This window comes from Simiaoa sunii (assembly GCF_014337175.1).
Taxonomy (GTDB): Bacteria; Bacillota; Clostridia; order Lachnospirales; family Lachnospiraceae; genus Acetatifactor; species Acetatifactor intestinalis.
In genome coordinates this window covers 1,518,754-1,531,930 of sequence record NZ_CP060633.1, presented here as the reverse complement: position 1 = coordinate 1,531,930, position 13,177 = coordinate 1,518,754, and the positions used below count along the sequence as shown (strand labels likewise).

Sequence of the window (13,177 nt, the reverse complement as noted above, 5' to 3'; positions counted from 1 at the left end):
CGTCTGCTTACGGCGCGCTTATTCTTACCATAGCCGTGCCTACTGGACTACATCAAATTGCGATTGTATAAACTGAAAAACAGGAACAGTGCCTTGTGAGCAAGCTCTCGGTCACAGTTCCTGTTTTGTCTTTGCATGGCTCGTAGCTTTACTAGTTCACTGCGTTCTTGATCATCTCTACAGCGTCTTCTACTGTAGTAACCTGCTCTGCGGTCTCAGCAGGGATCTCGATATCGAACTCTTCCTCGATGCCCATGATGATCTGGTATACATCGAGGGAATCAGCGCCCAGGTCATCCTGGAATGTGGTCTCCATGGTGATCTCATCGGGATCTACGTTTAATACCTCAGCAATGATTTTCTTCAACTTTTCAAATTCCATAACAGTTCCTTCTTTCCCAAATATTTCTCTTGATTAATTATTCTCTGCAGCCTTATCTTCCAGGCTGATCTGTTCTTTGATCTTCTCGTTGATCTTCTCTTCCTTAAAAGCAATACACTGCAAAATAGAATTCTTCACTTCCACTGCCTTGCTGCTTCCGTGAGTCTTCACTACCAGACCGTTCAGTCCGAGTAGCGGAGCACCACCATACTGGGAAGTATCAAAACTCTTTAATGTAGTCTTGAGTGCCGGTTTCACAAGCAGTGCACCCATTTTACTGCGAAGCGTGGACATCATCCCCTGCTTCACCTGATGCAGAAGTGCGGAGCTTACACCCTCATACATCTTCAATATCACATTGCCCACAAACGCTTCACAGACAATGACATCTGCCGCACCTGCCGGAATGTCTCTTGCTTCCACGCTGCCGATGAAATTGATCTCCGGGCAATTCTTAAGAAGCGGGAAGGTTTCTTTTACCAGCGCGTTGCCCTTCTCCTCCTCGGCGCCGATATTCACAATACCGACTCTCGGATTCTTTACTCCCATAACGCTTTCCATATAGACACTGCCCATCTTGGCAAATTGGACTAACATGGAAGGTCTCGCATCTACGTTGGCTCCACAGTCTAATAAAAGGCTTACGCCCTTCTCTGTTGGAATCAGGGGAGCTAATGGCGGTCTCTCCACACCGCGGATACGACCTACGATCACCTGTCCACCTACCAGTACCGCACCGGTACTTCCCGCAGATACAAATGCATCGCATTCGCCGTTCTTCACCATATACATGGCTTTGACAATGGAGGAATCCTTCTTCCGACGGATTGCCATGACCGGAGGTTCTGCCGTCTCAATGACTTCTTCAGCATGTACGACTTCCAGCTGCTCTGCATCATAGCTGTACGCCTTTAATTCCTCACGGATCACAGGCTCCTTGCCTACCAGGAATACTTTGACGCGCTTATCTGCGTTGACAGCTTCCACAGCACCTTTTACGATCTCTGCTGGAGCATTATCGCCACCCATTGCGTCTACAGCAACATTTACATATTCTGCCATTTCGTCGTTCCTTTACCTGTTTATGTTTATCCGCTCATCATCAAACCGCTCCGTGGATCGCACCAAACAGTTTGATGATGGCAGATTCATTCTTACTATACTAAAGGCGTATATAAAAAGCAAGTGATTTTTTTGTGAAAGCAAAAGGAGATTCCATCCGGAATCTCCTTTTCTCTTTTCACTTAATTTCGCTTCATTGATTTATCAATTAATCAACGCTTACGACCTGCTTCTTATTGTAAGAACCGCAAGCCTTGCAAACTCTGTGAGGCATCATCAGTGCACCACATTTGCTGCACTTTACCAATGTAGGAGCGCTCATTTTCCAGTTTGCTCTTCTCTTATCTCTTCTACCTTTGGAAGATTTATTCTTAGGACAAATAGACATCGTTACACCTCCTTATTCGCGTTGAAGATATCTTGGATTGCTGCCATACGAGGATCCGGTACGAAAGTATCGCAACCACATTCCTTCAGATTCCTGTTCTGGCCACATACAGGGCAGATACCCTTGCAGTCTTCCTTACACAGGATCTTTGCCGGCCAATTCACCAGAATTTCATCGTACACAAAAGCCTCTACATCCAGCTGCCATCCATCCATAAAGCTCTGCTCGGTATCTTCTTCCTCACTTACTTCCGCTTCCGGAGAATAAACGATTCTGTCAAACTTAAGCTTCATTGCTGTAGGTACTTCAGTAAGGCACCTGTCACATTTCGTATCAAAGGTAAGCTCTGCAGTGCCGGTTACTTTTGCCTTGTTCACACCGATGTTGGTAAAAGTAAGATGAATGGGTGTCTTCTCCATAATAGAGAAATCTCCCTGGCGGCTCTTAAAGCTTGTCATCTCAAGCGGAATGGCAACAGTCTCTACCTTGCCTTCGGATGTTAATACATCAGATAAACTTACTAACATAGCGACTCCTATGCAATATGTTGCGTAGAAAACACAAGTCTCCTACGATGTGTTGATTCACACACTAACTTATTATACATAGGCAATACTCTTTTGTCAACAAAATTTTGTAGGATTTTCATACAATTTTTGTATCCTATGTCCGCCTACTTTTCCAGTCCGTAACTGCGGATTGTCCATCCCATCTCATCATATCCAAACGTCATAAACAGATACGATAGCGAATCCTCCTGTACCGGCCGGAACTCTACTTCCACCGTGCAGTCACCCTTGCTGTCCGTATCCACCCCGGAAAGTCCCTTGATTCCCATGATCTCAGCTTTGCCTGTGTATTCCTCTTGAAAATATGTATTTGTGAAGTCCTTTGCTATCCGGTACACGGTCATTCTATCCGCTGTTCTCTCCACTTCTTCCAGTATTTTCAAGTCATCGTCGCCGCTCATAAGACCGTATCTCAGATTTAAGAAATAATATATTTCTATGTCATCAGGCCTTTTTCCCTCTTCCGACCATTTCACATATTGCTCCGCCTGTTCATCGGAAACATCTTCCTGATTGGTAAATACGATCATGATGAGTGCCATGTCCGGTTCTATATCTTTCTTTTCGATAATATTCAGGGAATGAAAATACATTTCCTTATAGTCTTCCTCTACAGTCCCGGCATCTATATTGCCTCTGAGCAAATAATAGGTACTTCCGTCAAATTCCGCATAAGAAAGGATCCATTTTTCATTATAGCAGTAATTTACCATCAATAATTGTGCCGGATTCCCCTGCGTGGACTGCTCATAAAATTCCGTCAGCAGTTCTGCCCCGCTGCACTCCTCGAATTGATCACTTAACACATACACCGGATAGGCTTTCAGTTCTTCTATATTTAACGGAAGTTCAGACAGTTCCTGTAGGATCACCTGCGGATCTCTATTCCCCTTCAAATTTTCCAGGATGGTATCTGTCTGCACAAACGCTTCCGCTTCCTGCGTTGTCTCCTGCGTCTGTTCGGCTGCTTGTTCAATGGTAGTGGTACTTACCGTTTCATTTTCCTGCACAGTGCTTTTCCTCTCAGCTTCCTGCGTTTCTCCGCCGCAGGCCGTAAGAAATAAACATGCCAGAATTACCCCGGTCAAACGTTTCCTTCGCCAGCATTTTTTACACATCTTCATGTTCCGTTCCCTCCCACAGTCTACGATGGTTGTTTTATCAAATTATAACAGATAATAACACACCATTGCATCATACTTGCATCATTTCCCTCTCTTTTTATTTTCAGATGCAAAAACCGGAGCAGTCTTCCGACCACTCCGGCTTTCCTATCACTCTCTTATATTCTATTCTGCGTAATCTTATTTAAGCCTCTGCTACGGCGTTTTTCATGCTCTTCACATATTCTCCGATGTAAGGAGCTGCGTCTTTGCCATACTTTGCAATGATCTTCACGATGGCGCTTCCGACAATGGCTCCGTCGGAGATGGCTGCCATGGCTTTGGCCTGCTCGGGAGTACTGATGCCGAAACCGATAGCACAGGGAACGTCGGTCACGGTGCGGATGTTTTCCACGATAGCAGGCAGATCGGTCTTGATCTCACTGCGCACACCGGTGACACCCATGGAGCTTACCACATAGATGAATCCTTCCGCCTCCGATGCGATCTGACGGATACGGCTCTCGGAAGTGGGTGCGATCATGGAGATCACCTCCACGCCATGGGTTTTAGCGGGAGCCTCCACCTCTGCCTTCTCTTCATACGGTACATCGGGAATAATGATAGCGCTGATGCCCAGTTCCTCACATTTTGTATAAAATTTCTCATACCCATAATGGAATACGGGATTTACATAAGTCATAAACGCCAGGGGGATCTCCGACTGCTCCCGCACTCTCTTCACGATCTCAAACACACCGTCCGTGGTCATGCCGTTGCTAAGAGAACGGATATTTGCCTCCTGGATCACCACACCTTCCGCCGTGGGATCAGAAAAGGGAATACCGATCTCTATGAGATCCGCTCCTGCCTTATCCATCTCCAAAATAAACTTTACAGTGCTGTCCGCATCCGGGTCTCCTGCGGTAAGGAAAGCTATGAATGCTTTTTTATTGGGAGTATCAAATACTTTATCCAAATAATTATTCATTGTTGTTATCTCCATCTTCTTATTTTGTAATTTCTGTTTTGATTTTTACTTTCTTCTGTCTGTTACTCCTATGATGGCTTTACCGTCAAAACGATCAGTCATGAATATCCACGCCACGGTATCTTGCGATGGCTGCCACATCCTTGTCACCTCTTCCTGACAGACATACGATAATGCTCTGATCCGGGCTGTAATTCTTTGCGATCTTACGCACCTGTGCTACCGCATGGGCACTCTCGATAGCGCAGATGATTCCCTCGGTTCTTGCCAGATATTCAAAAGCATCCACTGCTTCATCATCCGTGATTGGCACATACTGTGCTCTGCCGATGTCATGCAGATAAGCATGCTCCGGTCCGATGCCGGGATAATCCAATCCTGCAGAAATGGAATATACGGGAGCGATCTGTCCGTACTCATCCTGGCAGAAATAGGATTTCATGCCGTGGAAGATTCCTAAGGATCCCGTCGCAATCGTAGCTGCGGTCAGTGCCGTATCCACACCTTTGCCTGCTGCCTCACAGCCGATGAGTTCTACATTCTGATCCTCAATAAAGTTGTAAAATGCACCCATGGCATTGCTACCGCCGCCCACACAGGCTACCACGGCTGTCGGAAGCTTTCCTTCTGCCTTCAGGATCTGCTCTTTTGCTTCCTGACTGATGACACTCTGAAAATCTCTTACGATCATGGGGAAAGGATGCGGTCCCATAACGGATCCCAGTACATAATGAGTGTCTGCTACACGGTTGGACCATTCTCTCATGGTCTCATTGACAGCATCCTTTAAGGTCATGGTACCGGAAGTTACGGGATGTACCTTGGCTCCGAGGAGTTCCATACGATAGACATTCAGCGCCTGTCTGTCGGTATCTTCTTTTCCCATGAAGATTTCGCATTCCATACCCAGGAAGGCTGCTGCCGTTGCGGTAGCCACACCGTGCTGTCCGGCACCTGTCTCTGCGATCAGGCGGGTCTTCCCCATCTTCTTTGCCAGCAGTGCCTGTCCCAGGGCATTATTGATCTTATGGGAACCGGTATGGTTCAGATCCTCTCTCTTGAGATAGATCTTCGCGCCGCCCAGATCCTTCGTCATTTTCCCTGCATAGTACAGCAGAGAGGGGCGCCCCGCGTATTCATTCAACAGCTTGTTCAGCTCCGCATTGAATTCCGGATCCTTCTTATAATGCTCATAGCACTCCTCCAGATGGATCAGTTCATTCATCAATGTCTCGGAGATATATTGTCCTCCGTGGATTCCGTAACGTCCTTTGCTCATGTATTCGTCCTCTTTTCTTTCTTCCTGATTTTCAATTATTCTTTTCCACTGTATTTTCAATCTCTATTGTTCCGATACCGCTCTACCAGTTCCATGATCCGGCGCATCTTCTCCGGATCTTTTTTCCGGTTACTCTCGATGCCGGAGCTGATATCCAACGCGTAAGGTCTTACCACTTCCATGGCTTCCGCCAGATTGTCCGGATGCAGTCCACCCGCCAGGAAAAATTCCCTGTCGATCCCGCCAAGGACGCTCCAGTCAAACGCCTGTCCCGATCCCATTCCGCTGTCGAATAACAGATAGTCTGCACTGCTGTCCAGCCAGGCCTCCACATCATACCGGTCTCTTACTTTGACCGCCTTGATCACCGGTTTGTGGCAGACCGCCTGAAGATACTGGATATCCTCTTCTGTCTCATCCCCGTGAAGCTGTGCCACATCCAGAATACCTTCCTCCAGCAGTTCTATGATGTTCTTCGGATCCTCATTCACAAACACCCCCACCGTCCGGATCTCCGGCAGAAGCTTTTTGCGATATTCGGCTGCCTGCTCCTTTGTGACCGCACGGTGGCTCTTTTCGTAAAATACAAATCCCACATAGTCCGGCTGCACCTCATTGGCATAATCAATGTCCTCCGGACGATAGAGACCACACATTTTTACTTTCATAATAATTTACGACCTTTCTGTAACCTGTCCGCGAAGCTCCTGCAATACCGCTTTCTTATCTGCACTACGCATCAATGTCTCTCCGATGAGTACGGCATTGGTACCGTTCTGCTCCAACCGATCGATATCCTGTCTGGTCTTCATACCACTTTCGGATACAAAGAGAATATTCTCCGGCACCAGTTCCCGCAGCCGCACGGAATTATGGATATCCACCGTAAAATCCTTCAGATTCCGGTTATTGACACCAATGATCCTTGCGCCGGCTGCAAGCGCCATCTCCACTTCTCTCTCATCATGGGCTTCCACCAGTGCCGACAGGCCAAGTTCTCTGGCAATCCCCGCGTACTCCGACAGCTGCATGGGAGAGAGAATCGCGCAGATCAGAAGAACCGCATCCGCTCCGATATTTTTTGCCTCATAGATCATATATTCGTCTACCGTGAAATCTTTTCGCAGCAGAGGGATCTGTACCGTCTGCCGGATCTTCGTCAGATATTCATTCTTCCCCTGAAAATATGCCGGTTCCGTCAGCACCGAGATAGCATCCGCTCCTGCCGCTTCGTATTCCTTTGCGATCTGCACATAGGGGAATTCCGCAGCGATCAGTCCCTTGGAGGGCGACGCCTTTTTCACCTCGCAGATAAAGCTCATCCCCGGCTTCGCCAGTGCCTGTTCAAAGGGAAATCCCGTGTTGCTGTCCAAATCTCTTGCTCTGGCGATCTGTTCTGTAAGGGGCAGTGCTTCTTTGGCTGCTGCCACCCGCTCCTTTGCAGAGGCTGCTATCGTATCCAGTATCATCCATTCATCCTGCCTTTCCGTTGTTTCATAATCTAAATCCAGAATCCTTGCGCCGCAGGTCAAAAGTACTCGTAACACTTTATCATGCATTACTTAACTTAATGAAGCGCTCGAGCTGTGCCTTTGCAAGACCTGTGTCGATGACTTTCTCTGCCAACTTCGCACCGTCAGCCATGCTGTCTGCCTTGCCGGCCACATAGAGGGCTGCTGCCGCATTCAACAGTACCGCGTTACGCTTGGGTCCTTTTTCCCCATTTAAGATAGCTCTGGTGATTTCTGCGTTCTCCTGGGGAGTTCCGCCTATCAGGTCCTCCTTCGTGCATCTTACCAGTCCAAAATCTTCTGGTGTGATCACATAATTTTTGAAGGTGCCGTTGTCGATCTCACTGACTGCGGTAGGCGCACTGGCGGAGATTTCGTCCAGTCTGTCCTGTCCGTAGACTACCATGCCTCTCTTGACTCCCAGATTGGACAATACCTTTGCCATGGAAGGCAGCAGGCTTTCATCGTACACACCCATGATCTGATATACCGGTCCTGCTGGGTTCGCTAACGGTCCTAAGATATTGAAAATTGTACGGATGCCCAGTTTCTTGCGGATGGGACCCACATATTTCATGGCAGTGTGATATTTCTGTGCAAAGAGGAAGCAGATGCCGATCTCTTCTAACAGCTTCCTGCTCTGCTCCGGCTCTATGGTGATATTCACCCCCAGTGCTTCCAGGCAGTCTGCCGCACCGGATTTGGAGCTGGCTGCGCGGTTGCCGTGCTTGGCTACCGGTACACCCGCTGCTGAGATCACGATGGATGCCGTGGTGGAGATATTGAAGGAATTGGAGCCGTCGCCGCCGGTCCCCACGATCTCCAGCGCTTCTACATCTGCGCCCAGCTTTCTGCCGAACTTCCGCATCTCTTCTGCGGAGCCGGTGATCTCTTCGATGGTCTCTCCCTTCTGGCTTAACGCGGTTAAGTAAGCGCTTTTTAAAATATCGCTGGCTTCCCCGCTCATGATCTCATCCATAACGGTTTTTGCCATATCGTATCCGATGTTCTCATTTTTTACCAGCTTAGCTACTGCTTCTTTAATCATATTTCTGCCTTCTCCCTTCTGTGTCTGTAAAAAATTAACGATAATCTGTCGTCCGTCCGGTGTCAGTACGGATTCCGGATGGAATTGTACTCCGTAGATCTGTTTTTCCGTCTGTTCTACCGCCATGACTTCGCCATCTTCGGTAACTGCGGTAACTTTCAATTCTGCGGGAATCGTCTGCGGATCCGCTACCAGTGAATGATATCTTGCAACAGTGATAACCTTTTTCATTCCGCGGAACAACACGCTGTCTGTATCCAAGGTTGCCAATGACTGTTTCCCATGCATCAGGTGGGATGCGTAGGTAACGGTAGCCCCCGCCACTTCGCAGATTGCCTGATGTCCGAGACAGATTCCCAAAATAGGTATCCTGCCCCCAAGTTCCCGGATCACATTTTCACAGACACCTGCTTTGTCCGGTCTGCCGGGTCCCGGCGATAATATGATGTGGGAGGGATTCATGGCGCGGATCTCATCCACGCTGCATTCATCATTGCGGATCACCCGGATATCCGGGTTCACACTCCCTACCAGCTGATATACGTTATAGGAAAAGCTGTCGTAGTTATCGATCAATAATATCATGCTTCCATTCCCTCCTGTGCTTTCCAAAGAGCCTGTTTTACAGCTGCTGCCTTCTGGATACATTCTCTGTATTCCTTCTCCGGAACGCTGTCCGCCACAATACCGGCGCCGGATCTTACGAATACTTTTCCATTCTTGGAAAAAGCAAGTCTGATGGCAATGCAGGTATCCAGATTTCCGGTAAAGGAAATGTAGCCTATGGCTCCGCCGTAGATACCCCTCTTATTGTCTTCCAGTTCATTGATGATCTCGCATGCCCGAAGCTTCGGTGCTCCCGACAAAGTTCCTGCGGGGAGGATGGCATCCACCGCATCCAGAGCATCCATATCCTCTCTGATCACTCCTCTTACCGTGGATCCGATGTGCATGACATGAGAATATCTCTCAATGGACATATACTTTTCCACTTCCACGGTGCCGATCCGGCTGATCTTGCCGATATCATTCCGTCCCAGATCCACTAACATATCGTGTTCGGAGCGTTCCTTCTCATCTGCTAAAAGCTCTGCCTCCAGCGCCTTGTCCGCTTCCTCGGTGGCACCTCTGGGTCTCGTTCCGGCTAAAGGGAAGGTATGTAACACGTCGTCCTCTAACTTTACTAATGTCTCCGGACTGGCTCCCACGATCTCACCATCACTTCCGGAGAAATAAAACATGTATGGGGAAGGATTTGTCGTGCGTAATACCCGGTAAGCATCTAAGAGGCTTCCTTCCATCTCCGCCTCCAGGCGATTGGATAATACCACCTGAAAAATATCTCCCTCTCTGATGTAATGCTTGGCTTTCTCGACCATGCTGCAATAGGCTGCTTCGTTGAACAGTGGTTGAAAGTCTGTCCGGAGCTTACAGGGAATATGCTCTAACTTTTCCCCTTTCAGCAAAAGCTCCTTCATGTTGTTCAGTTCCCGCTCCGCTCTATGATAATTGATCTCCAGATCATCGGTCTTGATATTCAGGATCAGGATCAGCTTCTGTCTGTAGTTGTCAAAAGCGATGACCTTGTGGAACAGCATCAGGTTCACATCCTGGAAGCCTTCCTCGTCCTTCGCATCCAGTCGCAGGGTCGGTTCGCTGTATTTGATATAGTCATAGGAAAAATATCCTACAAGACCTCCGGTAAAGGAAGGCAGCCCCGGAAGCTTGGGACTTTTATTCTCTTCCATGACGCTGCGGATGATCCCTCTGACATCTCCGGAATCCGTCCGGCTGGTCAGTTCCGATTTTATTGTGGTCATACCGTTATAGCAGGTGATCTCAAGCAAAGGATCATAGCCTAAAAAGGAATATCGTCCCCATCGCTTATCCGCCTCCGCGCTTTCCAGCAGATAGACATGACCGCTGACCTTTTTTAAGATGCGCAGCACTTCGATGGGTGTGGTCATATCCGCATACATCTCTGTGCTTATAGGAATCACTCCGTAACTTCCTTCCGCTGCAATCTTTTTACATTCTTCCAGTGTGGGGGTGATCTTCATTCCGGTACTCCTCCTTAAATTTATTTCTGCTCACACCTTTTCAGCGCCTCCATTCGTAAAATCGCCTCTTTGAGGCTTCCTTTTGCTCATTGAGGCTATCTCGCCATAGGCTCTGAAAAGGTTACAAAAAAACCGCCCATGACAGAATCTTCTTCTGTCAAGGACGGGTTATTTACATTTCCCGCGGTGCCACCTTGCTTCACAATTGCTTGTGCTCTTACAGGATACCAACATATCCCCGGCAACTGACGTATGCCCTCACGTCGCAGAATACTTGAGGTCTTAGGATTCTATGTGTCCTCTTTGACTGCGCCCTCCGTGGTCCATTTAACAACCTGCGTTCCAACCTTTCTCAGCATCCGGTCTCTCTGTAAGTGCACGAACTGTTTTTATCTCCACATCAATGGTTTTCTTACCGCTGTATTTAATTTTGATTTATATTACTGCTTTAGTGTGCTAACGTCAAGTAGTGATTTTAATCTTTTTTGTAAAAAATCTTTGCGTATTTTATTATTCTATCTTCCTACTTTGAGGAAAAGCTCACGAATCCCTTCATAGTAACCGATGGTAACCGTGGTACTGTCGTCCTCCTCCCCCGGAAAAGTATACTTGGCAAAATACGGTGTCGTCTCCAACAGCGGATTTTGATCCTCATATTTTTCAAGACCGGTCAAGTCCAGATATTCTGCATACCGGTCGATCATGGCATCCGTATCGATGTCTTCCCATTGCTGTCCGGTTCGTACATAGAATTCATAAATTTTACCGGTATCCGCATCCAGATAAATATCCAGAAAACGGTTACTCTTATCCGCATTCCTTACGTCCGTAGACAGACTGATCTTCCATACAGAGAGATTATTCCTCGGCTCCAGCACATCGATAGCTGAGCAGATCACCGCTTCGTAAGAGTCTTCCGACACTTCCTTTACTTCCCCGGGCAGAATTCCCTGCTCCTTCAGGATCTGAATCTCCCTGTTGCATGCCTCATATACCGCTTCCTCCTGAATCTGTCCCTCTCCCGGCTGCTGACGATTCTCCACAAACGCATAGGTACCTGTCATTTCTCCATAGCTGCCCGTCTCACTGTCCACTCTGGTCAGAAACCGCAGTTCACTCTCCGGCAGGGTCTGACTGCTCAGACATCTTCCCAAAAGATACAGTTTCTGATTATCGCTCATGCGGTAACAATATCCTTCCGCACCTTCCACTGCCTCTGTGGTAATACTGTTTAAGAGTTTCTCATCCCTTCTGGCTGCGATCCACTCCGGACCCCACAGTGCTGCAAGAATGACCGCCACTGCTACCGCAATGCCCAAAGAACAGCTCTTCCATCTATTCATCCGCGTTCACCCCCTCATCCGGAATCAGAAAGCTCATGCAGCTTCCCACCCCCAGTGTACTCTCGATCTTCAGGTGGCTGTGATGCAGTTCCAGAATAGCGGTGCACAGCGCAAGCCCCAGTCCCGCTCCGTTATGAGCCCTGGATCTGGATTTATCCACCATATAAAAAGCTTCCGTGATCTTATGAATTTCTTCCTCGGGGATGCCGATTCCTGCATCACGCACCTGAAAATAATAACCATTCTCCATGCGCCTTCCGGTGATCTCCACGGTCTGCCCCTCCTCGGAGGCTTTGATGGCATTATCGGTCAGATTGATCAAAACAGTCTTCAACAGGTTCTCCTCGGCATAGAGTTCTCCCTTTTCCCAGCAGATGTCAACCTTCACCCTGCCGTCTTCCGGGTTCTTGGTCTCATCATAGATTTCCTGCAGATATGAGAAAATACCGGAGACATTTGTGGTCTTACGATCGATCTCCTTACGTCTGGTCACAATGATGTCCAGCAGTCTGAGTGCCATAGTCTCCAGGCGTTTTCCCTCTGTATAGATATAATTGGCACACAAAAAATGCTTCTCGTCATCCAATTTCCGGGAACGCAGCATATCCGCATAACCGATCATGGCAGTCAGCGGCGTCTTCAGTTCATGGGAAAATGCGGCAATAAAGTCTTCTCTGGCTCTGACTTCATTTTCCAAATTCTGAATATTCTGCTCCAGTGCCTCTGCCATATGGTTGAAATCCGCAGTCAGCTGTCCCATTTCATCATTACTGATCTGCTCCGCGCGATAGCTGTATTCTCCCTCCGCCATTTTGCCGGTGGCACGGGTTAAAAGTCTGATAGGTCTGGTCAGCCAACAGGCAATCAGCGTCATGACCGCTCCACTGCATAACAATACGATCACCGTAACCTGACGATACATCCGGAATCCTTCCGTCCTCTCCGTATATACCGCAGTTACATTTTTCATGGTCTCTAACGTAAGCATTCGGTCGGACACATTGATTCTGGTCTGTGTCTGGATATAATAGGAATCCCCAGACTGCACTACCCGGTATACTCTCGTATTTTCTCCGCGCTCTTCCCACAGAGAAGTATCCCCGGTAAACCCTTCGCTGGCATACAGCACCTTACCGTTCTCATCACTGATCCGCAGCAATCTATTGCCGTGCTGTCCACTGTTCTCCAGGTATACTCCGATCTGTTCCACCGTTCCATCCGGAAGCACATCATATTTGGACGGAATATTTAAAGCTGCCGTTTCAAAAGCGAACCTCAAAATACTGCTTTCGTCAAGTGCCTGTCTGGTCTCACGCTCCATGGAGGTCTGAAACACATAATTTACAAAAAAATAACCGCTTGCTCCGCATGCCGCTGCCATGATCAACATCGTGCAAAGCAGTATTTTCCAGGAAAATTTCATACATCTCTCCTTTTACCC

Annotated in this window: 13 protein-coding genes; all 13 read right to left on the bottom strand. The window is 48.0% G+C overall.

What is annotated here, in order from left to right; translation table 11 throughout:
• Positions 1-151 precede the first annotated feature (151 nt).
• A complete protein-coding gene (gene acpP / locus H9Q77_RS07120) occupies positions 152-382 on the bottom strand; it encodes an acyl carrier protein (protein ID WP_022154378.1) in 231 nt (76 codons plus the stop codon).
• Positions 383-415: 33 nt separating this feature from the next.
• Positions 416-1,444, bottom strand: a complete 1,029-nt coding sequence (gene plsX, locus H9Q77_RS07115) for a phosphate acyltransferase PlsX (protein ID WP_118547722.1) — start codon at positions 1,442-1,444, stop codon at positions 416-418.
• Between the two features lie 208 nt (positions 1,445-1,652).
• Entirely contained in the window at positions 1,653-1,832 is a 180-nt protein-coding gene (gene rpmF, locus H9Q77_RS07110; protein WP_022154380.1) for a 50S ribosomal protein L32, read from the bottom strand.
• Between the two features lie 2 nt (positions 1,833-1,834).
• Entirely contained in the window at positions 1,835-2,359 is a 525-nt protein-coding gene (locus tag H9Q77_RS07105) for a YceD family protein (protein ID WP_118505325.1), read from the bottom strand.
• A 146-nt stretch (positions 2,360-2,505) separates the two neighbouring features.
• The gene (locus H9Q77_RS07100) at positions 2,506-3,525 is read right to left on the bottom strand and encodes a hypothetical protein (protein WP_249326995.1); all 1,020 of its coding nucleotides are present in this window, start codon (positions 3,523-3,525) and stop codon (positions 2,506-2,508) included.
• Positions 3,526-3,709: 184 nt separating this feature from the next.
• Positions 3,710-4,495 carry a tryptophan synthase subunit alpha gene (trpA, locus tag H9Q77_RS07095; protein WP_249326994.1) on the bottom strand — a complete coding sequence of 262 codons (786 nt, stop codon included), beginning with the start codon at positions 4,493-4,495 and terminating at the stop codon, positions 3,710-3,712.
• Positions 4,496-4,589: 94 nt separating this feature from the next.
• Positions 4,590-5,774 (bottom strand): tryptophan synthase subunit beta, encoded by a 1,185-nt coding sequence (trpB, locus tag H9Q77_RS07090; RefSeq protein WP_117467455.1) that lies wholly within the window; start codon positions 5,772-5,774, stop codon positions 4,590-4,592.
• Positions 5,775-5,830: 56 nt separating this feature from the next.
• On the bottom strand, positions 5,831-6,442 hold the full coding sequence (locus H9Q77_RS07085) for a phosphoribosylanthranilate isomerase (protein ID WP_249326993.1): 612 nt from the start codon (positions 6,440-6,442) through the stop codon (positions 5,831-5,833).
• Between the two features lie 6 nt (positions 6,443-6,448).
• Positions 6,449-7,243 carry an indole-3-glycerol phosphate synthase TrpC gene (gene trpC, locus H9Q77_RS07080; protein WP_249327141.1) on the bottom strand — a complete coding sequence of 265 codons (795 nt, stop codon included), beginning with the start codon at positions 7,241-7,243 and terminating at the stop codon, positions 6,449-6,451.
• An 82-nt stretch (positions 7,244-7,325) separates the two neighbouring features.
• Complete coding sequence (gene trpD / locus H9Q77_RS07075; RefSeq protein ID WP_249326992.1) at positions 7,326-8,918, bottom strand: anthranilate phosphoribosyltransferase; 1,593 nt, start codon at positions 8,916-8,918, stop codon at positions 7,326-7,328.
• Complete coding sequence (trpE, locus tag H9Q77_RS07070) at positions 8,915-10,393, bottom strand: anthranilate synthase component I (RefSeq protein ID WP_249326991.1); 1,479 nt, start codon at positions 10,391-10,393, stop codon at positions 8,915-8,917. Before trpE ends, trpD begins: the two co-directional genes overlap by 4 nt.
• A 515-nt stretch (positions 10,394-10,908) precedes the next feature.
• A complete protein-coding gene (locus H9Q77_RS07065) occupies positions 10,909-11,736 on the bottom strand; it encodes a hypothetical protein (RefSeq protein ID WP_249326990.1) in 828 nt (275 codons plus the stop codon).
• Complete coding sequence (locus H9Q77_RS07060) at positions 11,729-13,159, bottom strand: sensor histidine kinase (protein ID WP_249326989.1); 1,431 nt, start codon at positions 13,157-13,159, stop codon at positions 11,729-11,731. Before H9Q77_RS07060 ends, H9Q77_RS07065 begins: the two co-directional genes overlap by 8 nt.
• Positions 13,160-13,177 lie beyond the last annotated feature (18 nt).